Source organism: Sphingomonas sp., assembly GCF_965200135.1.
In the GTDB taxonomy this organism is placed as follows: Bacteria; Pseudomonadota; Alphaproteobacteria; order Sphingomonadales; family Sphingomonadaceae; genus Sphingomonas.
On the sequence record NZ_CBDATK010000006.1, the window covers coordinates 443,377 to 469,842 of the forward strand.

Here is a 26,466-nt window from a genome sequence, read left to right on the forward strand (position 1 = left end):
GCGCCGATGCTCGTCACCAACGCGCGGCTGGTCTGTCCCGACGGCGTGCGCGCCGGGAGCCTGCTGGTCCGCGATGGCGCGATTGCGGCGATCGGCATGGTCGAAGCCGGCGATGCCACCGCGATAGACGCGCGCGGCAAGCTGCTCGCGCCCGCCATCGTCGATCTCGGCGTCTTCCGCGTCGATCGCGCCGCATGCCGGGCGGGCGGGATCGTCCGGGTGGCACCCATGCCCGATCAGGCGCCGGTGCTCGACGATCCCGGCCCGGTCCAGCGGCTGGCGCTGATCGGCAAGCCCGATCTGTGGATTCACCCGATCGCCGCCGCCACCACCGGGCTGCGCGGGCAGGAGCTGGCGGAGATGGCGAGCTGTCGCGCGGCCGGCGCCAGGGCGGTCGGCACGGGCGCGCGCTGGATCGCCGACGCGGGCGTGATGGCGCGCGTGCTCGCCTATGCCCGCGACCTCGACCTGGCGGTGATCGCGCATGCCGAGGATGCGGGACTGGTCGGCGAGGCGGTGGCGACCGCGGGCGAGACCGCGACCCGCCTCGGCCTGCCCGCCGCGCCCGCCGTGGCGGAGGCGCTGGCGGTGGCGCGCGACCTGCTGCTGGCGGAGGAGACCGGCGCGCGGCTGCACCTGCGCCAAGTGACGACGGCGGCCGCGTTCGACCTGGTCCGCGCCGCCAAGCGCAGGGGCGTCCGCGTCACCTGCGGCATCACGCCCGCGCATCTCCTGCTGTCGGAAATCGCGGTCAGCGACTTCCGCACCTACGCCCACCTGTCGCCGCCGCTCAGGAGCGAGGCGGACCGGCAGGCGTGCCTCGCGGCGGTGGCGGACGGGACGGTCGACGTGCTGTGCTCGGGTCACGCGCCCAAGGGGCCGGAGGCGAAGCGGCTGCCGTTCGCCGACTCGGAGGCCGGGATGGCGGGCGCGGCGACGCTGCTGGCGTGCGCGCTGACGCTGGTGCGCGACGGGCACGTCACGATCGAGCGGCTGTTCCGGCTGCTCGCGGCGAACCCGGCGGCGGTGCTGGGGGTCGATGCGGGGGAGCTGGCGGTCGGCAAGCCCGCCGATCTGGTGCTGCTCGACGACGACGCGCCGTGGCGGATCGCGGCCGACACGCTGCCCGGCGAATGGGGCAACACGCCGTTCGACGGCCTGCCCGTACAGGGCAAGGTGTTGCGGGTGTGGAAGGGTGGCCGGGAGGTCGCCGCGCACAACGACGCAGCATAGCTGCGACGCAGATGCGCAAGACCGGCCGGCAGGTCGGCGTCGCCGAGCCTGTCCGACGACGCGGAATTAACTTCCGCGTCAACCCTGTGTCGTCGAGCGGCTGCGACGCGGCAACGCCGCGTCGTCGGACGGGTTCGCGATGCGACCCGCCGGCCGGGGTGATCGCCGCGGCGGCGAATAGCCTGCGCTATTCGCCTGCGATCACCGCATCGCCACCTGTGTCCCACCGGGCCGGACCCAGCTCGCGACCTGATCCCCTGCGCCCGCGCGGACGAAGCATCGGCCGCCCTGTGCCTTGTATGACCGGCAGGCACGATCGGCGTCGCCGCGGGCGAAGCCGCCGACCGACAGGCGATAGAAGCTCGCCTGACCCAACCGGAAGTTCATTCCCTGCGGCATGTGCCCGGCGAACGCGGCATGGCGACGCTTTATGCGACCCCAGGCGTCCTTGGCGACTCCCGCATTGTCGAAGGCGCCGAGCTGGACGAAGAACTGACCCGACGCCGCACGCGGTGCCGGCCGAACCGCGCGGAGCGTGCCCGCGCGGACCCCCGAGAAACCCGCCTGAAGCGCGACCTTGACCGGCCCGGCCTCGCTCGCCAGCAGCGGTGCGGGCAGCGACTGCACCACCTCACGACGCGGCCCGAAGGTCACCTGCGCCACCGTCTGCGGCGCCGGTGCTGGCGCTTCGACGACCGGTGCGGCGGCGACCTCCACCGGCACGGGAGCGGGCTCGACCGCCGCTACGGCGACCGGCGGGACCGTCGGCGTCGGCGCGTTCAGCGCCAGCGCGGCCGGCTGGCCCGCGTCCGCCACGGCGCGCACGCCGAGCATGCTCGCGACCTGATCGGAGGCGGCGGCGGGCTGCGCGAACGCGGCCCATTCCTGCATCCGCGCATCGACGTCGGCCGGCGACATGTCGACCGCCGCGACCACGCGCGCCGCCTGCCACTGACCGCCGAGCGCATAGGACAGCGCCAGGTTCTGCCGCGCCTTGGGCGTCGCCGCCGGTGAGCGGACCACCGCCGTCAGCAGGTCCACCGCACCCTGCGTGTCCCCCGCCAGCGCCAGCGCCAGCCCGCGATCGCTCGCCGGGATCGTGTCCGCATGCGCCGCCAGCGTGGCCCGCGCCGCCTGCCAGTCGCCCGACCCGACCTGCGTCAGCGCCAGATTGAGCGCCGCTTTACCGTTGCCGCCATCGAGCGCCAGCACGTCGGCGAACGCCTGCGATGCTGACGTGAAGCGGCCCGCCTGAAGATAGCTTTGCCCCAGCAGCAGCCGATAGGCGACGACGCGCGGCGCCAGCGCCACCGCCTGCTCCGCCGCGTCGATCGCGCTCACCGCATCGCGGCGGTTCAGCGCGCGCGACGCCTCTCCCGCCTGTTTGGCGGCGGCCTTGATCTGCGGGGTCGCGGCGGTGCGCGGTGCCTCGGCGGCCCCGAGCACGAAGATGCCGCCATAGGCGAGCCCGATCAGTGCGAGCTTGGAGGTCTTCATCGACGCTTCCCCTTCGAAGCCTTGAGCGTTTGCGGCGGCAGCTGCGCGGCGAGCGCATCGACCTCCGGCATGGTGACCAGGAACCGGGCGAGCGCCTGCGCGACCAGCTGCTGCGCCGACCGGTTGGCGAGCGCGCTGGCGAGCCGCAGCCGCAGGTGACTTTCCGCATCGAGCCGCAGCGTAAAGGCGGCACGCCCCTTGTGCGCCGTCTCGCGGCTGAGGCGGGTGGCGGTCGCGACCGAGACGGCGTGGACCGCGCGGGGTGCTTCGTCCTCGGCTTTACCGGTATCGGGCACCGGCGCGGCGACCGCCTCGGCGAGCGCCTCACGGACGACCAGTACCGGCGGCTTCTCGACCTCCGCATCGGCAGCGACGGGCGCGACCATGGTCAACGGCACCGGCTCGGCACCGGCATCCGAGCCCATGTCGTTCCAGCCGAGATCCTCCAGCTGCTGCGCCGTCGGCGCCAGGCTGGCGAACCCCTGCGGCCGCATTGCCGGCCGCGCCGCGCCCTTGCGTGCGAGCAGCCCGCCCGAGAGCGAGGCGAATGGCTTCGGGCTCAACATCAGCCGACCACCCGACGGCCGAAGCCGCCCGCCTGCGGCCGCTGGCCGAGGCTCTGCCCCGCCTGCGGCACCGAAAACACGGTGCGACGGAAGTTCTTTTCCAGTCGGTCGGAGATATAGGCCCACAGCGCCTGGACCTCGGCGGCGGACTTGCCGTTCGGATCGACTTCCATGACGGTGCGGCCGTCGATCATCGACGCGGCGTAATCGGTGCGCTGGTGGAGCGTCACCGGCGCGACGGTGCCGTGCTGCGACAGCGCGACGGCGGCCTCCGACGTGATCCGCGCCTTGGGCGTCGCCGCGTTGACGACGAAAATCAGCGGCTTGCCCGCGCGGTCGCACAGGTCGACGGTAGCACCGACCGCGCGCAGATCGTGCGGCGACGGGCGCGTCGGCACCACGATCAGCTCGGCGACCTGGATGACGCTCTGGATCGCGACGGTGATCGCGGGCGGCGTGTCGATCATCGCCAGCTTGAAGCCCTGTTGGCGCAGCGACTCGAGATCGGCCGCCAGCCGCGCGACCGTGGTCTGCGCGAAGGCGGGCTGATCGCACTCGCGCTCGTTCCACCAGTCGGCGAGCGACCCCTGCGGATCGATGTCGATCAGCACGACGGGGCCGTTGCCCGCCAGATGAGCCTGGACGGCGAGATGCCCGGACAAGGTCGTCTTGCCGGATCCGCCCTTTTGAGATGCCATCGCGAGAACGCGCATGTGCTCGTCAAACCCCTGTTGGTAGTAGAGGCCGACGTCGCACGCGCAGAGCTAAAGAACGGTTAACGGTCGGCCCGTCGAGCGCGCCCTGGCCAAGGCCGGAAGGTGGAGTGTTGCCTTCTTAACCGGTCCGGCCGCATGTTCGCGTGACTGACAGGGAACCACGACATGCGCCTCGCGATCCTCGCCGCCTCTCTCCTCCTCGCCGCGCCCGCGCTGGCCGACGTCAAGGCCGGCGTCGATGCCTGGACGCGCGGCGACTATCGCCAGGCGGTGGAGGAATGGCGCGCGCCGGCGGTGGCCGGCGACGCGGACGCGCAGTTCAACCTCGGCCAGGCATACAAGCTCGGGCGCGGCGTGCCCGTCGATCCGCAGATGGCGGAGAGCTGGTTCCGCAAGGCGGCGTTGCAGGGCCACGAGCAGGCGCAGGACAATTACGGGCTGGCGCTGTTCCAGTCGGGACGCAAGGCCGAGGCGGTGCGCTGGCTGGAACAGTCGGTCGCGCGCGACGAGCCGCGCGCCGAGCTGGTCTATGGCACGATGCTGTTCAACGGCGACGGCGTCGGGCGCGACTATCCCCGCGCCTATGCGCTGATGTCGCGCGCGGCGGCGGCCAGACCCCCCGCCAACGGCCTTCCGGGCAGCGACGGGTTGCAGTCGGCGCGCGAGACGCTGGCGCAGATGGACCCGTTCATCACCGGCCCTGACCGCGAGCGCGGCACCGCCCTGGCGCAACAGATCGCGATCACCGCACAGGGACGCCCGGCGACGGCACCGCGACCGCTACGGGTGACGGAGGAAGCGGCGCGGGCGCCGGTCGCCCCCGCCGCATCGCCGCCGCCACCCGTCGCCACCGCGCGGCCGAAGCCGACGACCCGTCCGGTCGCGGTCGCCGCTCGTCCCGCGCCTGCCCAACCTTCGCGGGGCGGCAAGTGGAAGGTGCAGCTCGGCGCCTTTCGCGACCGCGGCAATGCGGAGGCGCTATGGGCGCGCGTTCGCGGCAAGCTCGGCGGCGGCACACCAGCCTATGTGGCGGGCGGCGGGTTCACGCGGCTGCAGGCGACCGGCTTCGCCGACCGCGCCGCCGCGCAGAGCGCGTGCCGACGCGCGGGCACGGCCTGCTCGGTCGTGGCGCCCTAATCCTCCCCGGCACGGGGAGGTGGCGCGCGGCGTAGCCGCGTGACGGAGGGCGCGCGCCACCAGCGGATCGCTCCCGGCAGCCCCCGCGCTCGCCGCCGTATCTCAGGCGACCCAGTCCCGCCGCGCGATTCCCTGCGCCCACAACAGCGCGGTCAGGTCGCCATGCTCCACCCGCGCCGCCGCCGCAGCCGCGACCACCGGCTTGGCCCGGAACGCCACCCCCAGCCCCGCCGCGCGGATCATCGGCAGGTCGTTGGCCCCGTCCCCCACCGCCAGCGTCGCCGCCGCGTCGATCCCGAGCGCCACCGCCTCCGCCCGCAGCGTCGCCAGCTTCGTTTCCGCCCCGACGATCGGTTTGGCGACTTCGCCGGTCAGCCGATCGTCGGCGATCAGCAGCTCGTTGGCGATCGCGCGGTCGAACCCGATCTCGCGCGCCACCGGCTCGGCGAAGCGCGTGAAGCCGCCCGACACCAGCACGCACCTGGCACCGCGCGCGCGCATCGTCCGCACCAGCGTGCGCGCGCCCGGCATCAGCCGCACCCGCTCCGCGAGACAACGGTCGATCACCGCCGCGTCCAGCCCCGCCAGCAGCGCCACGCGCGCATCGAGCGCAGCCTCGAAATCCAGCTCGCCCCGCATCGCCGCCTCGGTAATCGCGGCGATCTGCGGCTTCAGCCCAGCATAGTCGGCGAGCTCGTCGATGCACTCGCACTGGATCATCGTGGAATCCATGTCGGCGACGAGCAGCCGCTTCTCGCGCCCCTCGATCGGCTGAATCACGACGTCCAACTTCAAGTCCTGACAATCTGAAACCGAAGCTATATTGCGAGCTAGGCCAGCCAAGCCTTGAGCCAGATGCGCACAATCCTCAGGTCTGAAATCGTCAGCGGGTCTAAAGCTGAGATCGAACGCACAACCTTCGTCAATCCATTCGGCGGCTACCACCGTACCAGCGGTCCAATCCACCATGAACTGATGCGTGACTTCCGACGTTACGGAGTCTGTCAGAGCATCCTCTGCAATTAATGTAACAACGAACACATGCTCTCCGTTCGGCCTGAGCTTGTCGAAGGCCGTCCCGCCCTATCGAGCGTAGCGCGCACTTCGACAAGCTCAGGGCGAACGGTAAGAGGGCCGCGTGGACACGCGCCCTCCCCTCGTCGTCATCGCCGGCCCAACCGCGAGCGGCAAGTCGGCCTTGGCGGTCGCGGTCGCCGAGCGCAACGACGGCGTCGTCGTCAACGCCGACAGCGCGCAGGTCTATCGCGACCTCCGCGTCGTCACCGCCCGCCCCTCCCCCGCCGAGGAAGCGCGCGCGCCGCACCGGCTGTTCGGCCATGTCGACGCCGCCGACACCGGCTATTCGGCCGCACGCTGGGCGGCGGAGGCGCGGATAGTCGTCGCCGACACCCATGCGGCCGGCAAGCTGCCGATCCTGGTCGGCGGCACCGGCCTCTATCTCCGCACGCTGATCGACGGCATCGCGCCGGTGCCCGCGATCGACCCCACCGTCCGCGCCGCCGTCCGCGCGCTGCCGGTCGCGGCGGCGCACGCGCTGCTGGTCGAGGCCGATCCAGAGGCGGCGGCGCGGCTCCATGCCAACGATACGACGCGCGTCCACCGCGCGCTGGAGGTCGTGCGGTCGACCGGCCGCCCGCTCGCGCACTGGCAGGGGGCGCGCACCGGCGGTATCGGCGACGAGGTGGCGCTGCACGCGACCATCCTGCTCCCGCCGCGCGACTGGCTCGACGCACGGATCGCGCGGCGTGCAGGCGCGATCGTGCGCGACGGTCTGGCGGAGGTGGCGGCGTTGACGGCGCGGCCGGACCTGCCCGCCGATGCGCCCGTCCGGCGCGCGATCGGCGTGCCGGAGATGACACGGCTGGTGCGAGGCGAGGCCGACGACCCTGCGACGGTCGCGGCGCTCGACCTCGCCACGCGACGCTATGCCAAGCGGCAGTTCACCTGGTTCCGGCATCAGCCGCCGCCCGACTGGGCCCACTGGACGGCGCCGATCGGGGACGACGCGGCGACGGCCGAGGCGGTCGCGGCGCTGGGGGAGCGGCTTGACTGCGCCCGGCCGGCGGCATAGCGTCGTGACCATGTCCACCGCGACGCCCCTCCTCGCGCAGCTTGCCGGCCCTGCCGCGCTGCGCGTCGTCGTGCGTCGCGTATCGGTACTTACCATTACCCCCTGATCCGCTGTCCGGAGATGCGAGCGCCCATAGGCCGCCCGTCCTCCGGGCGGCTTTTTTATTGTCTTACGCAGACGCGTCTCGAGTAATAAAGTTGCGCTGATTGGAGTTGACTATGATGTTTTCTGTCCGTAGCGGCGCCCGTCTCGACAGGCGGATGACATGACCAACGAACAACCCGGTGCGGACATCCTCGTCCAGGCGCTCGTCGACCTCGGCGTGGACTATGTCTTCGGCTATCCCGGCGGTGCCGTGCTGCCGATCTACGACGCGCTGTTCCGGCAGAAGCGGATCAGGCACATCCTCGTCCGCCACGAACAGGCCGCGACCCACGCCGCGGAGGGCTATGCCCGCTCGACCGGCAAGCCCGGCGTCGTGCTCGTCACCTCCGGCCCCGGCGCCACCAACGCGGTCACCGGCATCACCGACGCGCTGCTCGATTCGATCCCGATGGTGGTCATCACCGGCCAGGTGCCGACCGCGCTGATCGGCACCGATGCCTTTCAGGAGGCGGACACCGTCGGCATCACGCGCCACTGCACCAAGCACAATTATCTGGTGAAGGACCCGGCGCTGCTGGGCGACGTGATCCACGAGGCGTTCCACATCGCCACCTCCGGTCGCCCCGGCCCGGTCGTCGTCGACATCCCCAAGGACGTCCAGGTCGCCACCGCGCGATATCGCAAGCCGGGCCAGGTGCGGCACAAGAGCTATCGCCCCGCGCTCAAGGCCGATCCCAAGGGGATCGAGGCGGTGGTGGACATGCTCGCGGCCGCCGAGCGCCCGATCCTCTATACCGGCGGCGGCATCATCAACGCCGGTCCCGCCGCGTCGCAGCTGCTGCGCGAGTTGCAGCGGATCAGCGGCGCGCCCGTCACCTCGACGCTGATGGGCCTGGGCTGTTTTCCCGCCAGCCACGACGCATTCCTGGGGATGCTCGGGATGCACGGGACGTATGAGGCGAACATGGCGATGAACCAGGCCGACCTGGTGCTCGCGATCGGCTCGCGCTTCGACGACCGCGTGACCGGGCGGCTCGACGCGTTCAGCCCCAACAGCCGCAAGGTCCATATCGACATCGACCGGTCGAGCGTGAACAAGACCGTGCGCGTCGACCTCGCGATCATCGCCGATGCCGGCCACGCGCTGGAGGACATGGTCCGCGTCTGGAAGGCGCGCCAGCATCCCAGGCCCGACACGGCGGAATGGTGGCAGCGGATCGCGGGCTGGCGCGCGAAGAAGTGTCTCGATTTCCCCGAGGACGGGCCCAACTCCTTCCAGGGCGAGATCATGCCGCAGCGCGCCGTCCGCGCGCTGTGGGAGGCGACGCACGCGCGCGATCCGATCATCACCACCGAGGTCGGCCAGCATCAGATGTGGGCGGCGCAGCATTTCGGCTTCGAGCTGCCCAACAAATGGCTGACGTCGGGCGGCCTCGGGACGATGGGCTATGGCCTTCCCGCCGCGATCGGCGCGCAGCTGGGCAACCCGACCGCGCTGGTGATCGACATCGCCGGCGAGGCGTCGATCCAGATGAATATCCAGGAGCTGGCGACCGCGTCGCAATACCGGCTGCCGGTCAAGGTCTTCATCCTCAACAACGAATATATGGGGATGGTGCGTCAGTGGCAGGAGCTGACCTATTCGTCGCGCTATGCCGAGAGCTATTCGGAGAGCCTGCCCGATTTCGTCAAGCTGGCCGAAGCCTATGGCTGGAAGGGCATCCGCATCGACGCGCCGGGCGACCTCGACGATGGCATCGCCGCGATGCTGGCGCATGACGGCCCGGTGATGGTCGACTGCCGCGTCGCCAAGCTCGCCAACTGCTTCCCGATGATCCCGTCGGGCGCCGCGCACACCGACATGATCCTTCAGGCGAACGAAGTGTCGGGCGAGATGGACGACGAAGCGAAAGCGCTGGTCTGATGCACATCAGGGAAGAGGCGGCGGACCGCCACACGCTCAGCGTCCTCGTCGACAACGAACCCGGCATCCTCGCGCGGGTCGCGGGGCTGTTCACCGCGCGCGGCTACAATATCGAGAGCCTGACGGTCAGCGACGTCACCGCCGACAAGGCGGTGTCGCGCCTGACGATCGTCACCGCCGCGAGTGCCGCGACGATGGAGCAGATCATCGCCCAGCTCGACCGGCTGGTGCCCGTCCACTCGGTCACCGACCTGACCGCGCTCGGCCCGCACGTCGAGCGCGAGCTGGCGCTGGTCAAGGTCGCGGGCACCGGCGACCACCGTATCGAGGCGCTGCGGCTGGCCGACATCTATCGCGCCCGCGTGCTGGACGCGACCACCGGCAGCTTCGTGTTCGAGGTGACCGGCGGGCGCGACAAGATCGACACGTTCGTGGCGCTGATGGCGCAGGTCGGGCTGGTCGAGGTCGCCCGCACCGGCATCGTCGCCATCGCGCGGGGAAGCAGCGCGGTTTGATTCAACATCAACCACACCCGTCACCCCGGACTTGATCCGGGGTCCCGCTTCTTTTCGACGGCGGGAAGACAGCGGGATCCCGGCTCAAGGCCGGGATGACGAAAGGAAACACAATGCGAGTTTACTACGACGCCGACGCCGACCTGAACCTGCTGACGGGCAAGAAGATCGCCATCGTCGGCTACGGCTCCCAAGGCCACGCCCACGCCCAGAACCTGCGCGATGGCGGCGTCAAGGAGGTGGCCGTCGCGCTGCGGTCCGGCTCCGCCACCGCGAAGAAGGCGAGCGACGCCGGGTTTCAGGTGATGAGCAACGCCGAGGCGGCGAAATGGGCCGATCTGGTGATGGTCCTCGCCCCCGACGAGCATCAGGCCGCGATCTGGGACGCGGACCTCAAAGACAACATGAAGCCGGGCGCGGCGCTCGCCTTCGCGCACGGGCTCAACGTGCATTTCGGGTTGATCGAGCCGCGCGCGGACCTGGACGTCATCATGATCGCGCCCAAGGGGCCGGGCCACACCGTGCGCTCCGAATATGTCCGCGGCGGCGGCGTGCCCTGTCTGGTCGCGGTGCATCAGGACGCCAGCGGCAACGCGCACGACGTGGCGCTGGCCTATGCGAGCGGCGTCGGTGGCGGGCGCTCGGGGATCATCGAGACCAACTTCCGCGAGGAATGCGAGACCGACCTGTTCGGCGAGCAGGCGGTGCTGTGCGGCGGGCTGACCCACCTCATCCAGGCCGGGTTCGAGACGCTGACCGAAGCCGGTTACGCGCCGGAGATGGCGTATTTCGAGTGCCTGCACGAGGTGAAGCTGATCGTCGACCTGATGTACGAGGGCGGCATCGCCAACATGCGCTATTCGATCAGCAACACCGCCGAATATGGCGACATCACCACCGGCCCGCGCATCATCACGGCCGAGACCAAGGCGGAGATGAAGCGCGTGCTCGCCGACATCCAGGGCGGTCGGTTCGTCAAGAACTTCGTCCTCGACAACCGCGCGGGGCAGCCGGAACTGAAGGCGGCCCGCAAGCTCGCGGCGGCGCACCCGATCGAGCAGGTCGGCGAGCGGCTGCGCGGCATGATGCCGTGGATCGGCAAGAACGCGCTGGTTGATAAGGCGAAGAACTGAGGAGGGCGGGAGTAGTCGCTCCCTAACGCCCGGCTCGGACCGTCATCCCCGCGAAAGCGGGGATGACGGCGGGTCCTCCACTCCCCACTGCGTCACTACGGCGCCAGCGCGAAGTCGACGCGCACGCTCACCGTCTGGCTGTTCGTTCCCGCCAGCACCGGCGCGGCGACGGGCGGCGGCGGCGCGGCGCGGGCCATCGCCATGTCGCTGTACTGCTCCATCTGCATCGACTGCATCGCCCGGCCTTCGCCGCCGTCGGCGATGCTCACCGCGCGCACCACCTTCAGCCCCGCCGCCTTGGCATAGGCATCCGCCTTCGCCCGCGCCGCGCGATACGCCGCGCCATGCGCCGACAGTGCGGCGGCTTCCGGATCGGCGACCGACAGATTGGGGCCGGAGAGCACGTTCGCGCCCGCCTGCGTCGCCGCCGCGATCGCCGCGCCCGCCTGATCGACCTTGCGGACCTTGACCGTCACCTGGTTCGACGCCTGGAACTTGCCCCGGTCGCGGCCATAGTCGATCCGGCTGATCGACAGCGAGCTGGTCTGGATGTCTTTTTCCTCGATCCCCAGCGGCTTCAGCGCCGCGACGATCCGCGCCACCGCCTCGTTCGCCCGCGTGCTCGCCGCCGCCGCGTTCGCGCCGACATTCTCCAGCCCGGCGGTAAAGATCGCCTGATCCGGACGCGCCTCCGCACGGCCCGTCCCCGACACGCTCAACAGCGTCTCGCCGCGCTCCAGCCCGTTTGGATAGGGCCGGCCGCCGCCACACCCGGTCAGCGCCAGCACCATCGCGCCCGCGACCATCGATCTCGCCATCATCGTCGATATCCTTCCGTTCCCGCGACGATCATGCCACTGTCGGATCGAAAGAACCACCGGAGTACTCGCCAGATGCGTATCGTCTCGCTCGCCGCTCTGCTGCTCGCCGCGCCCTTGCTGGCGCAGATGCCCACCACCCCGCCGGGCAGCCGCAACCCCGCCGCCGTCACCGCCGGCACCTACGCCGCCGATCCCAACCACACGCTGGTGACCTGGACGGTCGATCATATGGGCTTCACGCCCTACACCGGCATCTTCGGCGACGTGACGGGCACGCTGACGCTCGATCCGCGCAACCTCGCCGCCACCAAGGTCGACGTCACCATCCCGGTCAGCAAGGTCACCACCGCGTCCAGCGGCCTGACCGCGCACCTCACCCGCCCGGCCGCGAGCGGCGGCAAGCCCGACTTCTTCGGTGCCGACATGACCGCGCGCTTCGTGTCGACCCGCGTCGTCGTCGCCGGGCAAAAGGCGACGGTCACGGGCGACCTCACGCTCAACGGCGTGACCAGGCCGGTCACGCTCGCCGCCGAGTTCTACGGCGCCGGCACCGCGCCCGCGCAGATGGGCGGCAAGGCCAATGTCGGCTTCCACGCCACCGCCACGATCCGCCGGTCGGAGTTCGGGCTGGGCTTTGCCGTGCCGATCGTGTCGGACGCGGTGAAACTGGACATCGCGGCCGGCTTCATGAAGCAGTGAGCCGGCCGGCGCGAGCGAGCCGGGCGAGGAGGGCCGCCCCGGCGTCGGCGGGGTGGAGGCGTCCTCCGACGGCGTGATCGCGATCATCGTCACGATCATGGTGCTGGAACTGCACCCGCCAGTCGCCGAGGGGATGGACCGGCTGTGGACGCTGTGGCCGGTCTTCCTCGCCTACGTCCTCTCCTACGCTTATGTCGCGATCCATTGGGTCAACCACCATCGACTGTTTGGCCACGCGCGGCACGTAACCAACGCGCTGTTGTGGTCGAACATCCTGCTGCTGTTCGCGCTCAGCCTGGTGCCGTTCTCGACCAGCTATCTGGGCGAACATCATTTCAGCCGGGCGGCGACATAGGTCTACCTCGCGACCATGCTGCTTCCCGCCGTCGCCTATACATGGCTGCAGAAGACGATCGAGCGGACCGGCCGCCGCGATCCCGCCGCGCTGGCCTATTACGGGTCGAGCACGCGCAAGGGCTGGTTCGCGGTCGGGCTGTACGCCGCCGGGGCGGCGCTGACGGCGGTGTTGCCGTGGTTCGGGATCGCCGCGGCGGGACTGGTGGCGATCTTCTGGTTTCTGCCCGCGAGCGGCATCGATCGCTGGTTCGGTCCTAGCCGATAAAGGCGCGGAACCGCTCCGCGATCTCGGGCGACGCATCGACCAGCGAGACCGCAATCCGCTCCGCCAGCGCCTCGGCGGGCAGCCCTTTCTCGCGATACGCCATACTCCAGTCACCGAAGGCGCGGCCCGCGATGTCGCGGTCGATCATCACGTCGATGTCGCGGTGACGCGAGTCCGCCGCGATCCGCTCCATCGCCGATGCGACGCTGTCTTCCGGCCCTTCGAGCAACTGCATGAAGCGGTCGCCGGTCGCGCAGAGCAACCCCGTTATTCCGCTGATGCCATTGATCGCCCGTGCGCCGCGCAGGATCTCGGGCGCCAGGTTGGCGGCGGAGGTCGCGTTGGCGGTACTGGCATAGATGATCTGACGCATACTCCATTCTTACCGCAGAATACCCAGGCGGCGTATGATCTCGGTCAATCGCCCCGGCCGGCTGAACACCGGCTGGACAGGGTGCCGGCACTTTGCCATGATCGCTGGGTGACCAGCTTGCCGCTCCTCGCGCTACGACTTACGCGCCCTTAGGCGCGGCCTCCGTCACACCTGCCCACGCGCCTAAGGGCTGACCCGACCTCCCTCCTCACGAGAGTGCCGAGCCATGCTGCGCGATCCGTCCGTCAAATACCGCCCCTTCCCGCCGATCGACCTGCCTGACCGGCAATGGCCGTCGCGCACCATCACCACGCCACCGCGCTGGCTTTCCACCGACCTGCGCGACGGTAATCAGGCGCTGATCGACCCGATGGACGCGGAGAAGAAGGGCCGATTCTTCGACCTGCTGGTCCGCGTCGGGCTGAAGGAGATCGAGGTCGGCTTCCCCGCCGCCGGGGCGACCGACTTCGACTTCATCGCCGGGCTGATCGCCGGCGACCGCGTCCCCGACGACGTCGCGATCCAGGTACTGACGCAGTCGCGCCGCGACCTGATCGAGACCAGCTTCGCCAGCCTGAAGGGCGCGAAGTCGGCGATCCTCCACTTCTACAACGCCGTCAGTCCCGCTTGGCGCCGCATCGTGTTCGGCATGGACCGGGCCGAGATCAAGCGGATCGCGGTCGACGCCGCCAAGGTCGTCCGCGACGAAGCGGCGAAGCAGCCGAATACCGACTGGCAGTTCGAATATTCGCCGGAGACCTTCTCCACCGCCGAACTCGACTTCTCGCTGGAGTGCTGCGAGGCGGTGATGGCGGTGCTCCAGCCGACGCCCGACCGGCCGATCATCTTCAACCTGCCCGCCACCGTCGAGTGCGCGACCCCCAACGTCTATGCCGACCAGATCGAATGGTTCGGCCGCCACGTCTCCCGCCGGGATGCGTGCGTCCTGTCGCTCCACACCCACAATGATCGCGGCACCGGGGTCGCGGCGGCGGAGCTGGGGCTGATGGCCGGTGCCGACCGGGTCGAAGGCTGCCTGCTCGGCAACGGCGAGCGCACCGGCAATTGCGACCTCGTGACGGTGGCGCTCAACATGTACACGCAAGGGGTAGATCCGGCACTCGACCTGTCGGACATCGACGCGGTGGTGCAGACGGTCAATTATTGCACGCAGATCCCGGTCCATCCGCGCACCCCCTATGCCGGCGACCTGGTCTTCACCGCGTTCAGCGGCTCGCATCAGGACGCGATCAAGAAGGGATTGTCCGCGCAGGCGGCGCGCAACGACCAGCTATGGGAGGTGCCCTATCTGCCGATCGACCCGGCCGATCTCGGCCGCAGCTACGAGGCGGTGATCCGCGTCAACTCGCAGTCGGGCAAGGGCGGTGTCGCCTGGGTGATCGAGCAGGACAAGGGGCTGCGGCTGCCCAAACGCCTCCAGGCCGATTTCAGCACCCACGTCCAGGCGCTCGCCGACGAGACCAGCCGCGAGCTGAACGCGGCCGACATCTGGGCCCGGTTCGAGGCAACCTACTTGCCCCGCCCCGGAGATCGCTTCGCGCTGCGCGACTATCAGGAGACCGGCGCGTCGGGCGACCGGCTGTTCGTCGGCCGCGTCGCCGTCGATGGCGCGGAGCGCTCGATCTCGGGTCGCGGTAACGGCCTGATCTCCGGCGTCGTCGCGGCGCTGGCGGAGGCGGGCGTCGCGCTCGACGTGGTCGACTATAGCGAGCACGCCATCGGTCACGGGGCCGACGCGCAGGCCGCGACCTATCTCGAATGCCGCACCGCCAGCGGCAGGACGATCTGGGGGGTCGGCATCGACCCCGACGTCGCCACCGCCAGCGTCCGCGCGGCGCTTAGCGCGGCGAATCGCGCCTGATCGTCCTTCGCGGAAAGCCGGCCTTAACCCGCCGGCGCTAGGTCCCTGCCATGTACAGCGTTTCCGTCGACCGCACCCGCGCCATGATCCGCATGACCGCGTCCGGCTTCTTCACGATGCCCCTGCTCGAAGCCTCCGCCGCCGAGCTGCACGCCGCGATCCGTTCGCTCGGCACGCTCGCCGGGCGGCACGTCACGCTCTATGATTATCGTGGTCTGAAGGTCGTGCAGAAGGACGTGCTGGACCGCTACGGCCGCTACTTCACGGACACCGGAATGACGCGGCTATGGGCGCGCCGCGTCGCGTTCGTCACCGATTCGGCATTGCTGGGGTTCCAGCTGCAGCGCATCCGACGCGAGAACATGCGGGTCTTTGCCGATCCCGACGAAGCCACCGCCTGGCTGCTGGAAGTTCAGGACGACCTGCCGGCTAGCGCGCAAGCCGCGTGAACGATCTCAGCGCCGCCGCACCACTTCACAGCCGACGGACGCATCCGGATAGACGTCCAGCTTGGTCGACCGCACCCTGACCTCACGCACGCGGGGGTCGCGCAGGCACAGCGCGGCGACCGCGTCGACCAACGTCTCCTGCAACGCGAACCCTTCGCCCGTCGCGAGCGCATGGATACCCTCGCGCACGAAATCATAGTCGAGCACCTCGTCGATCCGGTCCGCCGACGGTGCGGCGGCGTACCCGACGATCATCGCCACCGACAGGCGCACCCGTTGCGGTGCGGCCTCGTGCGGGTGGATGCCGAGCCTCATCGCGATGTCGAGATCGTCGAGGTGGATCGTGTAGTCAGCCACCGGCGCTCCCCTCGAACATCACGTCTCCGTCCCGCTTCACGAACCGCTGGCCGCAATCGACGAACAGCGTCTGCCCGGTCACGCTCTCCGCGCCGATCAGATAAGCGACGCCGTCCGCCACCGCCGCCGCCCCGACCGGCCGCTCCAGCAGGTTGGCGCGCGCCACGCGGTCGAACGCCGCCGCAGATTGGTCCCCGCTCGCCAGCGTCAGGCCCGGCGCAACCGCGTTGACCCGCACCGCCGGCGCGAACGCCTGCGCCATCAGCACCGTCGCCTCCGCCAGTGCCGCCTTGGACAGCGTGTAGGAGAAGAAGTCGGGGTTGGGATTGGCGAGTTTCTGGTCGAGCAGGTTGACGACCACGCCGCCCCTGCCCTGCCTGGCTAGGCACCCGGCGAGCAGCACCGGCGCGGTACAGTTCACCGCCTGGAGCCGCGCCGCCAGCGCGACGTCGACCGCGTCGGGACGGTCGAACGCGAATTGCGACGCGGAGTTGACCAGCCCGTCGATCGCCCCACCCGCGACGGCACAGGCGCGCGTCCACAGATCGCCGATCGCGTCGGTCGCGGCCAGATCGCCGCCCACCGTGCCGACCGCGCCGATCGCCGCCGCCAGTGCCGCCGCGTCGTCGCCCGAGCGACCATAGTGGATCACGACGCGGTGACCGTCCGCCGCCAGCCGCCGCGCGATCGCCCCGCCCAGCCGCTTGGCGCCGCCGGTGACCAGAACGGTGCGGATCACAGCCCCATCAACGCCAGCACCTCTCGCCGCGATCGCTCGTCGTCGCGGAACACGCCCATCATCCGGCTGGTCTTCATCTCGACGCCCGGCGTCCGCACCCCGCGCGCGGTCATGCAGGCGTGCGTCGCCTCGATCACCACCGCGACGCCCAGCGGTTTCAGGTTGTTCCAGATGCAGTCGGCGACCTGCGCCGTCAGCCGCTCCTGCACCTGCAACCGCCGCGCGAAGCCGTGCAGCACGCGCGCGAGCTTCGATATGCCGACGACATGGTCGCGCGGCAGATAGGCGATGTGCGCGCGGCCGATGATCGGCGCCATGTGGTGCTCGCAATGCGACTGGAACGGAATGTCCTTCAGCAGCACGATCTCGTCATAGCCGCCGACCTCCTCGAACACGCGATCCAGATGGACTGCCGGGTCCCCGGCATAGCCCGCGCAATATTCCTTCCATGCCTTCGCGACTCGGCGCGGCGTGTCCGCCAGACCCTCACGCATCGGATCGTCGCCCGCCCACTCTATCAACGTCCGGACAGCGTTCGCTACCGCGTCAGGTACACCACCTTCGGAGTCCGCAACGACAAGGTCGCTCACTTTTGCCCCCTGCCGCTACGGCAACCGCGTTCCATGACAAAGGTTCGAATCTGCAACTGTCTCATTCCGGCAACATCGCGCGCCCGTGACACTTTGCCCAGAGGCAAATGGGCGAAAAGGCGATTGACGGCGGAAATCACGCGGCGCTACCTCACCATACCCGCTTTTCACATGCGAGGTATGCCGACGTTCGATCGGCGAGCTCAGGAGAGGAAGCCCATGACGAAATTCCAGCTGCTCGCTGCGACCGCAATCGCCTTTATTCCTGCCACCGCCTGGGCACAGGATGCGTCGGCGCCCGCGGGTCAATCGACCCAGGCGCAGGAGGGCGGCGGCTCGACCCCTGCGGTCGCCCCCGCTGCCTCGCAGGCACCCGCCGCCGACGCGGGACAGAACAGCGGCGGCATTCAGGACATCGTCGTCACCGCGCAACGCCAGGCGGAGGTGCTGCAGAACGTGCCGATCGCCGTTACCGCCTTCAACGCGCAGGCGTTGCAGGCGCAGCAGATCAACACCACCAGCGACCTCCAGCTGACGCTGCCCAACATCACCTTCACCAAGGGCAACTTCACCTCGTCGGCCTCGTTCAACATCCGCGGCATCGGCGATCTGTGCGTCGGCGTCACCTGCGACGCGGCGACCGCCGTCCACGTCAACGACGTGCCGATCCTCAACTCGCCGATATTCCAGAATGAATATTTCGATCTGGAGCGCGTCGAGGTGCTGCGCGGGCCGCAGGGCACGCTGTTCGGCCGCAACGCGACCGGCGGCGTCATCAACTTCATCACCGCCAAGGCCGACCTGTCGGGCGTCCACGCGTCGGGCGATGTCGAGTACGGCAATTACAACAGCGTGCGCGTGAAGGGCATGTTCAACTTGCCGCTGACCGACACGCTGGGCATCCGCCTGGCTGGTTACTACCTGCGGCGCGACGGCTTCACCCACAACGTGTTCACCGACAGCGACATCGACGGGCGCAACCAGTTCGACGTCCGCGCCTCGGTCCGGTGGCAGCCGACGTCGAGCACGACGATCGACATCGTCGGCCACTACTTCCGCGAGGACGACGACCGCTCGCGCATCCAGAAGCAGCTGTGCCATCGCGATCCGACCGGCGTGCTGGGCTGCCTTCCCGACCGGCTCGTCTCTGGCGAGACGCTGAACGGCAACGCCAGCTTCGCCGCCACGCTGACCAGCGTCGAGTTCCTGCGGATCGCGTTCGCCGGCACGCCGCTCGCGGCCGCCGGTCCCGCGTTCGCACTGGGCAGCGTCTATGGGCCGGACACCTATTCCAACTTCGTCAACCCGACGGACGCGCGCACCGTCAACATCGACTCGCTGCCCCGCTTCCGCACGGACGAGAAGCAGGTGCTGTTCAACATCACGCAAGACATCGGCCAGCTGTCGCTGAAGCTCGACGGCGGCTATACCGAAGGCAAGACGGATTCGACCGTCGACTACAACCTGGCGATCGAGAACTCGCTCGCCGCCAATCCGGGCCTCAATGCCTTCAACGCCCTTGCCGGCTCGGGCGCGCTCGGACCGGGCTTCCTGGCCGCGCGCAATGCGCTGTTGGCACAGGGCACCGGAATGCCGTGCCAGTCGCTGGCCGAAGAGACCGGCACCGGCGTCTATGGCGGCCATGCGATCTGCGCTCCACGCAGCCTCGATTTCGATCGGTCGACCGGCTCGGGCAACCAATATCATGGTGAGGCGATCCTGAGCAGCAAGTTCGACGGCGCGTTCAACTTCCTGATCGGCGGCGGCTATCTGCGCTCCAACGTCGACGAGAACAGCTACTACGTGAACTCGTTCAACCTCGACTATGCGTCGGCGCTGTTCGGTGGCGGTGCCGGCTATTCGGCGACCCCGTTCTATCGTAACCTGTCCGAGAACTACCGGCTGAAGTCGTACGGCATCTTCGGCGAGGTCTATGCCAACCTCGCGAGCAACCTGAAGCTGACGCTGGGCGGCCGGTACAATCACGACGAGAAGCATATCGAAGCGGTCACGTCGCTGCTGACCGGCGCGATCGTGCCCTTCGGCACCACCAACGTCTACAACTCGCCGGCGTTCACCTACGATGCCGATCCGTCGCGGACGGGCATCCAGTCGCGCGCGATCAACGACGTCAGCTTCTCGCGCGGCACCGGCCGTGCGGTGCTGGACTGGCAGATCACGCCGCGTAACCTGCTCTACGCCTCGTACTCGCGCGGCTACAAATCGGGCGGTGTCAACCCGCCGCTGACCCCGGTATTCGCGGTCGCGCCGCTGTTCGGGCCGGAGACGGTCAATGCGTTCGAGATCGGCTCGAAGAACACGTTCCTCAACGGGACCTTGCGGCTGAACGTCACCGGCTTCTACTATCAGTACAAGCAGCTCCAGCTCAGCCGCATCGTCGCGCGGACCTCCGTCAACGACAACGTCGACGCCAGCGTCTATGGTGCCGAAGTCGAGGCGATCGTCGCGCCGACCCGCGCGATGCTGGTCAACCTGAACTTCAGCTATCTCCACACGGAGGTGAAGAACGACAAGCTGCTCGCCAATCCGCAGGATCCGTCGGGCGGGCGCGCGGATGCGGTCATCATCAAGGACCTGCAGTTCGGCAACAATTGCGCGGTCGTGTCAAACGCGCGCGTCGCGGCGCAGTCGAACGGTTTCGTCACCGCGGTCAACGCCGCACTCGGCCTGCGCGCGCCGGTCGCCATCCCCAGCACCAACACCACCGGTGCATTCAGCCTGTGTTCGGCGCTGACTGCGGCGTCGGCCAATCCGGCGGCGGGTGTCACGGTGCTGCAGGAAGGCGTCCAGACCAACATCCGGGGCAACGAGCTGCCGCAGTCGCCGCGGTACAAGTTCTCCGCGGGCGTCCAGTACACGATCGATCTTGGCGACTGGAATCTGGTTCCGCGAGCCGACCTTGCTTATACGGCCGAGTATTTCGGCAGCATCTTCAACCGCAACGTCAACCGCATTCAGGGATTTGAGGTCGTCAACGCGCAGATCCAGCTGAACGCGCCCGACCAGCGCTTCTTCGTTCGCGCCTTCGTCCAGAACCTGACCAGCAACGATGCCATCACGGGTCTATACGTCACCGACCAGTCGTCTGGCCTGTTCACCAACGCATTCACGCTGGAACCGCGCCGCTACGGCGTCGCCGCCGGCTTCCGTTTCTGACACCGACCCGCCTGCCCTTGCGTGCGCAGGGGCAGGTCGGAAGGCGCGCAACCTGGATTACCAAGGCTCCCGGTCATCGGGAGCCTTTTTCGTCGGTGCGCGCTGACCCTGCCTCACCGCAGGAGAACGACGATGGACGACCCAAAGAAGGGCGACGAGGTCACTTGGAAATCGCACGGCGGCACCGCGCACGGCAAGGTACAGCGGAAGGTGACCAGTGACACCAAGATCAAGGATCATCAGGTCCGCGCATCATCCGACGATCCGCAGTACATCGTGAAGAGTGACAAGGGCGGCGAAGCGGCGCACAAGGCGGCTGCGCTCAAGAAGGCGTGATTCCCGGTTCGCGCGGCAAGCGGTCCGGGGCTTAACAGGAGAACCTCATGGCCACTGCAAAGCAGGAAGCCGGCGCCAAGAAGGCCGCCACGAAGCAGACCAACAGCGGCACCGGCATCCACGCCCCCGTCCAGCCATCGCCCGAGCTCGGCGCGATCGTCGGCAACGACAAGCTGGCGCGCAGCCAGGTGATCAGCAAGGTCTGGGAATACATCAAGGAGCACAACCTCCAGAACCCGGAGAACAAGCGCGAGATTCTCGCCGATGACAAGTTGAAGAAGGTCTTTGGCAAGGACAAGTGCTCGATGTTCGAGATGAACAAGCACATCTCCGCCCACGTAAAGGCCTGAGCCGGATCGGCCGGTCGACCGCAGGAGCGGCAGCGATGCCCCGGCGGTTGACCGGTCCCTTTCGCGGCGCCTAGAGCGGCGGCCGGCGACCCCGTAGCTCAGCCGGATAGAGCATCAGATTCCTAATCTGAGGGCCGCGCGTTCGAATCGCGCCGGGGTCACCATCGGTTTCCCGTTGTTTTACTGCGGATGGGGGTTCAAAGCGCGTAGCTTTTACCGCTCAACAATCACCCGGTAAGCACGAAGCGCCAAGTCAGTTCCGGTAGAGGCGGTTCGTCAAGCACGAGATCGGCTAGGCTGCGCTAATGCAATATCGGAGAGGATCGGATGCGCTAGGTGGGTTGTTTGCGTAACGATCTGACACACTTCACCCAGCCCAGACCTGTCGCTAGGCTGCGAGTCGCCGGTCTCGAGGGACGACACCTCACCGGCTTGCCCATCGTGCGGAGCCTTTCCAGAATTGCACTGTTGCTCGCGGGTGTAGCTTGAGCTGCAACGGTCGGATTCGCCTTCATGCTCGGCAGAGCGTCAGTGGATCGGCCCGAACAGACGCCTTCTTCCCCCGCTCCGGCACGACAGATTGCGGTTCCGGCCACCCTAGTTGCAATACCTGTGCCTGCGGTCACTTCGGGCCCGACATCTGCTCCCGCGTCGGCATTTCCAAGGTTATGTGAGCACGGTGCCGAAAACTTTAGAGGATCATGAGACGAGATTATTACCGATCGATGCGAAGGGCGCGAGGAGCGCTATTCGATCACAGCGACCACCTTCAGCAATTTCGAGGTGAGCGCCAACGTGCCGCGGGTAAGCTGGTCAGTCCAACAGCCATCAAGTTAAGTCGGACTGGTTACGACGAGCAGAAGAACCAGTTCAACGGGAAAGCGTCATTCCGCTTGGTCGATGATGGAAAGGCGATTGCCGACCCTGCCGCTGACTGAACATTTATCGGCGCTGTCCATAGCTGCGGAACAGCTTAGCGCACCGCTCGAGGACAGGTGCGCGCGACGAGTCGCCAATTATCCCAAGCCGGCTTATAGATCGCCTGATGCTGTCTCAATTGCCAGCAGGACAGAACACCCCGGCGTCCCGCCACCATTGCAAACGTCCGGTTGTAGGCGTCTTCGCCCGCTTGATTGATCGTCATACGTGCTGAGACGGCTGGGTCTAGCGACGCAGTGGACGCATTCGGGAGCCGGGCGCACAGGTGCGGCCGAGCAGGCAGTGGCTAGGTAATTCGGGCGCGTCGATACCCAATAGCCGGATGCGCTCCGATCGTGCGGCCGAGGCCGAACCTTGTTCCTGGATAAGGCGGGAGGCGAAGGAGGAGAGATCGAGCGATTCGTGCCTGAGGTATATTCCGCTTTTGTTCGCGCGGAGGCAAGGCGCTATCTGCCGGGTTCGTCATCCTGCGGCACGGGAACCGGCGTCGGTGGCGCACGACGAGAACCATCGTCGGTCGGTGCCGCGTAGGCTTGCGCGAGCCCCTGGGTCGTAGCCACTCGGAAGCGCTCAATTCGCAGGCTGAGACGGTTGTTCACACGCGTATCCAGCCGACTGTTGAGCCGGTTCTGGTTCAACGCTGCCGGCTCGGCATCGGCGTTCAGCCTGGCGCCGTAAGTGGTAGCGGTCTGGCGCACGGTTCTGGTCTGCGCGAACGCGGGACCTGTGAGCGCGAGGATCATCAGGAGAGCAAGCTTCTTCATCGCGCTTGCTTGGAGCCATCTGTTCTCACGGCGTCAAGGGCGAGCATTGCGTCTCAGCAAGTGAAGTTGTGCCCTTGCTGCCATTTTCGCCCGTCCTAGCGATCCACGCCAGCGGTTCGCCCGCTTCAACGCGGGTGTGGAGGGCGGTCAGGTCCTCTTCGGACCATCGCGGGGCTGTGGCTGGTGCTTCGGGGGTGAACGCGCGGGTGGGGCTTAGGCCTCACGCTACTACAGCAACGTGCCCAGCCCTGCCCCTCGGCTACATGATCCCGGCGCGCCGAACCTCTGCCCGCCGCTCTACCACTCGCAACAGCCACCGCGTGTCCCACACATCGCGGCGACCACGTACCATTAGGAGCCCTCAACCTGCCGAAGCAGGAGAAGCGATCGGGCATCTGATTGATAATCGCGCCCATCACGCATTCTCCAGCATGTTGGCGGTCACTATAACGAAGCCCTCGTCACGGCCGATCGCCTCGCAGGAACCCGCGGTGACAATCAGCGCCTTCTTGTCCTCTGCCGTTGGGCAGCGATCGACGAGCAGCTGCAGCGCGCCGAGGTGGCTCGGTAGCCGTAGGCTGGCGAATAGATCTCCGGCGGTCGGCCTCACGACTTATCCCCGACCACCATGACGGTGGCAAGCACGTCGTCGACGCTGGCTAGCGACATGCGTTCGCCGGCCAGGCGCAGCATTCCGCCGCCTGAAGCGAGCATCACCGCCAAGTCTTCGTTGGACAGGACACTGCCGGCGTCGAAGATCACGTCGGCCTGCTGATGTGCGGCATCGGCCCAGAAGGACGGATCGTCCTAGTCGAGCGCTCCATCGTGGACGATGGTGGTCATCAGCCAGAGCAGCCCGTTGATGCGGGCCTGCTCAGCATCGAATGGACCGTAGAGCAAAGGCAGCGGGTCGCCGCGGCCGGCGTCTTCGATAGGCCGGCCGGTCGTCGTGGTGAGACCCTGCGCATATTCGGCAGCCGCACGCGCGGAGGTGAACTGGCGAAGGAAGGCGAGCTCGGACAGCGCCGGCTCGATGAAGACCCATGTTTCGCCGGAGATGCTGGGGATGGTGATGCAGATCGTGCGCGCATCGGCCATGACGCGCCTCCTGCCAAACCACTCCAGCAATCAGGCCCCCGCGATCGAAACCGCCGGGCACCGGGAACGGAGGAATTGGTCCCGCAGTGACCTGCTCCCCGGAAATCATGCCATTGGTAAGTTAGCTCGTCAGATGGAGACGAGCGATGCGGCGAAGCCGATTTACCGAGGATCAGATCATTGGCGTGCTGCGCGAGCACGAGGCTGGCGTGAAGACGGCGGACCTGTGCCGCAAGCACGGGATCAGCGATGCGACGTTCTACAATTGGAAGTCGAAGTACGGCGGGCTGACGGTGTCCGACGCGGCGCGGTTGCGGGCGCTCGAGGATGAGAACCGACGCCTGAAGAAGCTGCTGGCGGAGTCGATGCTGGACGTGTCGGCGCTTAAGGATCTGCTGGGAAAAAACTGACCCGGTCTGCAGAGCGCTATGCTGCGGTGGAGAAGCTGATGGCCGATCACGGCTTCTCCGAGCGTCGCGCCTGCAGGCTGATCGGGGTCAATCGGTCGGCATGGCAATATGAGCCGCTTCGCGGGAAGGACGATGCTGTCCGCGAGCGGATGCGTGAGATCGCGAACGAGCGTCGTCGGTTCGGCTACCGGCGGCTGGCGATCCTGCTGCAGCGTGAGGGCAAGGGCATGAACCTGAAGAAGGTGTATCGGCTGTATCGCGAGGAGCGGCTGACGATACGCAAGCGTGGCGGGCGCAAGCGCGCGCTGGGCACGCGGGCGCCGATGGCAATCCCGCAGGAGCCCAACCAGCGCTGGTCGCTCGACTTCGTATCGGATGCATTGGCCTGCGGCCGGCGGTTCCGCTTGCTCAACGTCATCGACGATTACAGCCGGGAATGCCTGGCCTGCATCGTCGATACGTCGCTGTCCGGTCGGCGGGTCGTTCGTGAGCTGAGCGCTATCGCCGAACGTCGCGGGCTGCCGTGCATGGTGGTCAGCGACAATGGCACCGAGCTGACCAGTCACGCCGTTCTTGCCTGGTGCCAGGATACCGGGGTCGACTGGCATTACATCGCGCCGGGCAAGCCGCAGCAGAACGGCTTCGTCGAAAGCTTTAATGGTCGCTTGCGCGACGAGTGCCTGAACGAGCACCTGTTCCCATCGCTGGCCGCGGCAAGACGGATCATCGAGGCATGGCGGACGGACTACAACACCGTGCGTCCGCACAGCAGCCTTGGCGGGTTGGCACCCGCCGAGTTCACCAACTGCCCCCGCCAGGGGCATATGGACACTGAAGCTAAGTTATCAGCGGCCTGAAAACGGGGAGCAGGTCAAGCCGCTTCTTCATTCGCGAAAAGCCACCGAACGGAGTGGTGCCGGTCGTCGTGAACAGCAGCCCTTTACGCTTCCAACCAGCCCCATCTGCTTCGGCGGCCGCAAGCGAATTCATCGGCACCAAGTGCCCTGCCCCATTCTTCGCCTGCTCTCCCGGCAAGCGCCACAGCTGTCCGTTACGGCTCAATTCCGGCCACGCGAATCCAGCGACTTCCGTGCGGCGCTGGAGCGTCGCAACCAGCATGTGGACGAAGCCGCCGAATGACCCGCCGATCTCGTATGCTGCGCGCCACAGTGCCAGTAGCTCATTGCGAAAGAGCACCCGCTTTCGCGCCTTGACGCCAGCAGGCACGTCCATCTCGGCCATCGGCGACGAGGGGATGTCGCCCCGTTTCACTGCCCAGCGAAACAGCCGGCGTAACACCGCATGCACCTGACGTTGCAGAGCCGGCCGATCGCGCAACTTGTCCAGCACGGACGTAATCTCGTGCTTGGCGACGACCCGGAGAGAACGTCCCTTCAACGTGGGTATGGTATGCAGCTCCAGTTGACGCTTCGCCTGCAGCCAGGTGCTGCCCCAATCGGTCTTGATGTATCCTTCGGTGAACGTCTTCACGTAGGCGTCGAACCCCAGCGTCTCGACCTAGCGTCTCCTTACGTTCTCTGCGTCGACAGGATCGATTCCTGCCCCACTAGCAAGGCAAGGCGCTCAGCCTCGGTCCGCACGGTAGCGGGCGTCCACGAGCTACCATGCGGGCCAATGGTCCATCGGCGAGTCGGAGACCCGCGGCCACCCATCCGAAACTGATAGACATGCGATCGCCGGCCCGGCGGTGTAATCTTGACCCCGAACTCGCGCAACTCGTCATCCCACAGGAAGCCATCGGACGCGCCTGCGGCCAGCCCATCCACCGTACGTTTCGTCACCCTGCCCGCCGCCATGTCGCCCACCTGCCGGTAAACACCTAGCAAGCACGACAGCGGGCAGTGCCGGGAACATCAAGGAAACGGCGGGCAGTGAACGCGGCCGGAACACTGGCAGTTTTCGTTCGCCCCTCCGCTGCCAT

General features: G+C 67.9%; 29 protein-coding genes and 1 tRNA gene. 16 read left to right on the forward strand and 14 right to left on the reverse strand.

Going from position 1 to position 26,466, the window contains the following annotated elements:
* Positions 1 to 6: 6 nt before the first annotated feature.
* Complete coding sequence (locus ACOFKS_RS06900) at positions 7 to 1,233, forward strand: dihydroorotase (RefSeq protein WP_419808722.1); 1,227 nt, start codon at positions 7 to 9, stop codon at positions 1,231 to 1,233.
* 201 nt (positions 1,234 to 1,434) lie between these two features.
* Here ACOFKS_RS06900 and ACOFKS_RS06905 read toward each other — a convergent pair whose 3' ends face one another.
* Genes ACOFKS_RS06905 through ACOFKS_RS06915 form a run of 3 tightly spaced genes read right to left on the reverse strand, consistent with a single transcriptional unit; the run spans position 1,435 to position 4,009 of the window.
* Positions 1,435 to 2,730: a tetratricopeptide repeat protein gene (locus tag ACOFKS_RS06905; RefSeq protein ID WP_419808500.1), complete on the reverse strand. Its 1,296-nt coding sequence runs from the start codon at positions 2,728 to 2,730 to the stop codon at positions 1,435 to 1,437.
* The gene (locus ACOFKS_RS06910; protein WP_419808501.1) at positions 2,727 to 3,296 is read right to left on the reverse strand and encodes a hypothetical protein; all 570 of its coding nucleotides are present in this window, start codon (positions 3,294 to 3,296) and stop codon (positions 2,727 to 2,729) included. The genes ACOFKS_RS06905 and ACOFKS_RS06910 overlap by 4 nt, the downstream gene beginning before the upstream one ends.
* Positions 3,296 to 4,009: an AAA family ATPase gene (locus ACOFKS_RS06915; protein WP_419808502.1), complete on the reverse strand. Its 714-nt coding sequence runs from the start codon at positions 4,007 to 4,009 to the stop codon at positions 3,296 to 3,298. Before ACOFKS_RS06915 ends, ACOFKS_RS06910 begins: the two co-directional genes overlap by 1 nt.
* Before the next feature lie 168 nt (positions 4,010 to 4,177).
* On the opposite strand from ACOFKS_RS06915, the gene ACOFKS_RS06920 reads away from it, so the two are divergent.
* Positions 4,178 to 5,149 (forward strand): SPOR domain-containing protein, encoded by a 972-nt coding sequence (locus ACOFKS_RS06920; protein ID WP_419808503.1) that lies wholly within the window; start codon positions 4,178 to 4,180, stop codon positions 5,147 to 5,149.
* A gap of 102 nt (positions 5,150 to 5,251) precedes the next feature.
* Here the strand turns inward: ACOFKS_RS06920 and serB are convergent, their stop codons facing one another.
* On the reverse strand, positions 5,252 to 6,190 hold the full coding sequence (gene serB / locus ACOFKS_RS06925) for a phosphoserine phosphatase SerB (RefSeq protein WP_419808504.1): 939 nt from the start codon (positions 6,188 to 6,190) through the stop codon (positions 5,252 to 5,254).
* 97 nt (positions 6,191 to 6,287) lie between these two features.
* Between serB and miaA the strand changes: the two genes are divergently transcribed.
* The 4 genes from miaA to ilvC all read left to right on the forward strand — a co-directional run bounded on the left by miaA (position 6,288) and on the right by ilvC (position 10,918).
* Entirely contained in the window at positions 6,288 to 7,241 is a 954-nt protein-coding gene (miaA, locus tag ACOFKS_RS06930) for a tRNA (adenosine(37)-N6)-dimethylallyltransferase MiaA (protein WP_419808505.1), read from the forward strand.
* Positions 7,242 to 7,506: 265 nt separating this feature from the next.
* A complete protein-coding gene (locus tag ACOFKS_RS06935) occupies positions 7,507 to 9,270 on the forward strand; it encodes an acetolactate synthase 3 large subunit (protein WP_419808506.1) in 1,764 nt (587 codons plus the stop codon).
* Complete coding sequence (ilvN, locus tag ACOFKS_RS06940; protein WP_419808507.1) at positions 9,270 to 9,785, forward strand: acetolactate synthase small subunit; 516 nt, start codon at positions 9,270 to 9,272, stop codon at positions 9,783 to 9,785. The genes ACOFKS_RS06935 and ilvN overlap by 1 nt, the downstream gene beginning before the upstream one ends.
* Positions 9,786 to 9,898: 113 nt before the next feature.
* Positions 9,899 to 10,918, forward strand: coding sequence for a ketol-acid reductoisomerase (ilvC, locus tag ACOFKS_RS06945; RefSeq protein ID WP_419808508.1), 1,020 nt, complete (start codon positions 9,899 to 9,901; stop codon positions 10,916 to 10,918).
* Between the two features lie 95 nt (positions 10,919 to 11,013).
* Here the strand turns inward: ilvC and ACOFKS_RS06950 are convergent, their stop codons facing one another.
* A complete protein-coding gene (locus ACOFKS_RS06950) occupies positions 11,014 to 11,739 on the reverse strand; it encodes an SIMPL domain-containing protein (RefSeq protein ID WP_419808509.1) in 726 nt (241 codons plus the stop codon).
* A gap of 72 nt (positions 11,740 to 11,811) precedes the next feature.
* Here ACOFKS_RS06950 and ACOFKS_RS06955 point away from each other — a divergent pair, with 72 nt between their 5' ends.
* Genes ACOFKS_RS06955 through ACOFKS_RS06965 form a run of 3 tightly spaced genes read left to right on the forward strand, consistent with a single transcriptional unit; the run spans position 11,812 to position 13,060 of the window.
* Positions 11,812 to 12,438 carry a YceI family protein gene (locus ACOFKS_RS06955; RefSeq protein WP_419808510.1) on the forward strand — a complete coding sequence of 209 codons (627 nt, stop codon included), beginning with the start codon at positions 11,812 to 11,814 and terminating at the stop codon, positions 12,436 to 12,438.
* Positions 12,439 to 12,490: 52 nt separating this feature from the next.
* Positions 12,491 to 12,793, forward strand: a complete 303-nt coding sequence (locus tag ACOFKS_RS06960) for a TMEM175 family protein (RefSeq protein ID WP_419808511.1) — start codon at positions 12,491 to 12,493, stop codon at positions 12,791 to 12,793.
* A gap of 15 nt (positions 12,794 to 12,808) precedes the next feature.
* Positions 12,809 to 13,060 (forward strand): hypothetical protein, encoded by a 252-nt coding sequence (locus tag ACOFKS_RS06965; protein WP_419808512.1) that lies wholly within the window; start codon positions 12,809 to 12,811, stop codon positions 13,058 to 13,060.
* Here the strand turns inward: ACOFKS_RS06965 and ACOFKS_RS06970 are convergent.
* Positions 13,050 to 13,433 carry a BLUF domain-containing protein gene (locus ACOFKS_RS06970; protein WP_419808513.1) on the reverse strand — a complete coding sequence of 128 codons (384 nt, stop codon included), beginning with the start codon at positions 13,431 to 13,433 and terminating at the stop codon, positions 13,050 to 13,052. The two genes, ACOFKS_RS06965 and ACOFKS_RS06970, sit on opposite strands and share 11 nt — an antisense overlap.
* A 226-nt stretch (positions 13,434 to 13,659) precedes the next feature.
* On the opposite strand from ACOFKS_RS06970, the gene leuA reads away from it, so the two are divergent.
* Positions 13,660 to 15,315 (forward strand): 2-isopropylmalate synthase, encoded by a 1,656-nt coding sequence (leuA, locus tag ACOFKS_RS06975; RefSeq protein ID WP_419808514.1) that lies wholly within the window; start codon positions 13,660 to 13,662, stop codon positions 15,313 to 15,315.
* A gap of 50 nt (positions 15,316 to 15,365) precedes the next feature.
* Positions 15,366 to 15,764: a hypothetical protein gene (locus tag ACOFKS_RS06980; protein ID WP_419808515.1), complete on the forward strand. Its 399-nt coding sequence runs from the start codon at positions 15,366 to 15,368 to the stop codon at positions 15,762 to 15,764.
* 6 nt (positions 15,765 to 15,770) lie between these two features.
* Here the strand turns inward: ACOFKS_RS06980 and ACOFKS_RS06985 are convergent, their stop codons facing one another.
* Genes ACOFKS_RS06985 through folE form a run of 3 tightly spaced genes read right to left on the reverse strand, consistent with a single transcriptional unit; the run spans position 15,771 to position 17,450 of the window.
* Positions 15,771 to 16,121, reverse strand: a complete 351-nt coding sequence (locus ACOFKS_RS06985; protein WP_419808516.1) for a dihydroneopterin aldolase — start codon at positions 16,119 to 16,121, stop codon at positions 15,771 to 15,773.
* Positions 16,114 to 16,860, reverse strand: a complete 747-nt coding sequence (locus tag ACOFKS_RS06990) for an SDR family NAD(P)-dependent oxidoreductase (RefSeq protein WP_419808517.1) — start codon at positions 16,858 to 16,860, stop codon at positions 16,114 to 16,116. Before ACOFKS_RS06990 ends, ACOFKS_RS06985 begins: the two co-directional genes overlap by 8 nt.
* Positions 16,857 to 17,450 (reverse strand): GTP cyclohydrolase I FolE, encoded by a 594-nt coding sequence (gene folE / locus ACOFKS_RS06995; RefSeq protein WP_419808518.1) that lies wholly within the window; start codon positions 17,448 to 17,450, stop codon positions 16,857 to 16,859. Before folE ends, ACOFKS_RS06990 begins: the two co-directional genes overlap by 4 nt.
* 219 nt (positions 17,451 to 17,669) lie before the next feature.
* On the opposite strand from folE, the gene ACOFKS_RS07000 reads away from it, so the two are divergent.
* The 4 genes from ACOFKS_RS07000 to ACOFKS_RS07015 all read left to right on the forward strand — a co-directional run bounded on the left by ACOFKS_RS07000 (position 17,670) and on the right by ACOFKS_RS07015 (position 21,477).
* Positions 17,670 to 20,627, forward strand: a complete 2,958-nt coding sequence (locus ACOFKS_RS07000) for a TonB-dependent receptor (protein ID WP_419808519.1) — start codon at positions 17,670 to 17,672, stop codon at positions 20,625 to 20,627.
* A gap of 132 nt (positions 20,628 to 20,759) precedes the next feature.
* Positions 20,760 to 20,963, forward strand: a complete 204-nt coding sequence (locus tag ACOFKS_RS07005; protein ID WP_419808520.1) for a DUF2945 domain-containing protein — start codon at positions 20,760 to 20,762, stop codon at positions 20,961 to 20,963.
* A 47-nt stretch (positions 20,964 to 21,010) separates the two neighbouring features.
* Positions 21,011 to 21,313 (forward strand): SWIB/MDM2 domain-containing protein, encoded by a 303-nt coding sequence (locus ACOFKS_RS07010; protein ID WP_419808521.1) that lies wholly within the window; start codon positions 21,011 to 21,013, stop codon positions 21,311 to 21,313.
* Positions 21,314 to 21,400: 87 nt separating this feature from the next.
* Positions 21,401 to 21,477, forward strand: a tRNA-Arg gene (locus ACOFKS_RS07015).
* Positions 21,478 to 22,698: 1,221 nt separating this feature from the next.
* Here ACOFKS_RS07015 and ACOFKS_RS07020 read toward each other — a convergent pair.
* From ACOFKS_RS07020 to ACOFKS_RS07035, 4 genes are all read right to left on the reverse strand, one after another.
* Complete coding sequence (locus ACOFKS_RS07020) at positions 22,699 to 23,016, reverse strand: hypothetical protein (protein WP_419808522.1); 318 nt, start codon at positions 23,014 to 23,016, stop codon at positions 22,699 to 22,701.
* A 415-nt stretch (positions 23,017 to 23,431) separates the two neighbouring features.
* A complete protein-coding gene (locus ACOFKS_RS07025) occupies positions 23,432 to 23,626 on the reverse strand; it encodes a hypothetical protein (protein WP_419808523.1) in 195 nt (64 codons plus the stop codon).
* Positions 23,623 to 23,778, reverse strand: a complete 156-nt coding sequence (locus ACOFKS_RS07030) for a hypothetical protein (RefSeq protein WP_419808524.1) — start codon at positions 23,776 to 23,778, stop codon at positions 23,623 to 23,625. Before ACOFKS_RS07030 ends, ACOFKS_RS07025 begins: the two co-directional genes overlap by 4 nt.
* Positions 23,779 to 23,823: 45 nt before the next feature.
* On the reverse strand, positions 23,824 to 24,114 hold the full coding sequence (locus ACOFKS_RS07035) for a hypothetical protein (protein WP_419808525.1): 291 nt from the start codon (positions 24,112 to 24,114) through the stop codon (positions 23,824 to 23,826).
* A gap of 146 nt (positions 24,115 to 24,260) precedes the next feature.
* On the opposite strand from ACOFKS_RS07035, the gene ACOFKS_RS07040 reads away from it, so the two are divergent.
* Positions 24,261 to 25,381, forward strand: a protein-coding gene (locus ACOFKS_RS07040; RefSeq protein ID WP_419807427.1) for an IS3 family transposase whose coding sequence is annotated in 2 segments (ribosomal slippage) — positions 24,261 to 24,510 and positions 24,510 to 25,381 — 1,122 coding nt in all. Because the reading frame shifts where the segments join, the coding sequence is not laid out codon by codon here.
* On the opposite strand, the gene ACOFKS_RS07045 is transcribed toward ACOFKS_RS07040, so the two are convergent.
* A complete protein-coding gene (locus ACOFKS_RS07045) occupies positions 25,362 to 26,015 on the reverse strand; it encodes a hypothetical protein (protein WP_419808526.1) in 654 nt (217 codons plus the stop codon). The two genes, ACOFKS_RS07040 and ACOFKS_RS07045, sit on opposite strands and share 20 nt — an antisense overlap.
* Positions 26,016 to 26,466 lie beyond the last annotated feature (451 nt).

Bases quoted from the DNA above. Each gene is read 5' to 3' on its own strand.
- ACOFKS_RS07000 (WP_419808519.1), top strand. From the start codon at position 17,670: ATGACGAAATTCCAGCTGCTCGCTGCGACCGCAATCGCCTTTATTCCT.
- ACOFKS_RS06965 (WP_419808512.1), top strand. From the start codon at position 12,809: ATGCTGCTTCCCGCCGTCGCCTATACATGGCTGCAGAAGACGATCGAG.
- ACOFKS_RS07020 (WP_419808522.1), bottom strand. From the start codon at position 23,016: ATGAAGAAGCTTGCTCTCCTGATGATCCTCGCGCTCACAGGTCCCGCG.
- ACOFKS_RS06955 (WP_419808510.1), top strand. From the start codon at position 11,812: ATGCGTATCGTCTCGCTCGCCGCTCTGCTGCTCGCCGCGCCCTTGCTG.
- ACOFKS_RS06920 (WP_419808503.1), top strand. From the start codon at position 4,178: ATGCGCCTCGCGATCCTCGCCGCCTCTCTCCTCCTCGCCGCGCCCGCG.
- ACOFKS_RS06910 (WP_419808501.1), bottom strand. From the start codon at position 3,296: ATGTTGAGCCCGAAGCCATTCGCCTCGCTCTCGGGCGGGCTGCTCGCA.
- leuA (WP_419808514.1), top strand. From the start codon at position 13,660: ATGCTGCGCGATCCGTCCGTCAAATACCGCCCCTTCCCGCCGATCGAC.
- ACOFKS_RS06915 (WP_419808502.1), bottom strand. From the start codon at position 4,009: ATGCGCGTTCTCGCGATGGCATCTCAAAAGGGCGGATCCGGCAAGACG.
- ilvN (WP_419808507.1), top strand. From the start codon at position 9,270: ATGCACATCAGGGAAGAGGCGGCGGACCGCCACACGCTCAGCGTCCTC.
- ACOFKS_RS06935 (WP_419808506.1), top strand. From the start codon at position 7,507: ATGACCAACGAACAACCCGGTGCGGACATCCTCGTCCAGGCGCTCGTC.
- ACOFKS_RS06900 (WP_419808722.1), top strand. From the start codon at position 7: ATGCTCGTCACCAACGCGCGGCTGGTCTGTCCCGACGGCGTGCGCGCC.
- ilvC (WP_419808508.1), top strand. From the start codon at position 9,899: ATGCGAGTTTACTACGACGCCGACGCCGACCTGAACCTGCTGACGGGC.
- ACOFKS_RS07035 (WP_419808525.1), bottom strand. From the start codon at position 24,114: ATGGCCGATGCGCGCACGATCTGCATCACCATCCCCAGCATCTCCGGC.
- ACOFKS_RS07010 (WP_419808521.1), top strand. From the start codon at position 21,011: ATGGCCACTGCAAAGCAGGAAGCCGGCGCCAAGAAGGCCGCCACGAAG.
- ACOFKS_RS06905 (WP_419808500.1), bottom strand. From the start codon at position 2,730: ATGAAGACCTCCAAGCTCGCACTGATCGGGCTCGCCTATGGCGGCATC.
- ACOFKS_RS07005 (WP_419808520.1), top strand. From the start codon at position 20,760: ATGGACGACCCAAAGAAGGGCGACGAGGTCACTTGGAAATCGCACGGC.
- ACOFKS_RS06950 (WP_419808509.1), bottom strand. From the start codon at position 11,739: ATGATGGCGAGATCGATGGTCGCGGGCGCGATGGTGCTGGCGCTGACC.
- ACOFKS_RS06980 (WP_419808515.1), top strand. From the start codon at position 15,366: ATGTACAGCGTTTCCGTCGACCGCACCCGCGCCATGATCCGCATGACC.
- ACOFKS_RS06970 (WP_419808513.1), bottom strand. From the start codon at position 13,433: ATGCGTCAGATCATCTATGCCAGTACCGCCAACGCGACCTCCGCCGCC.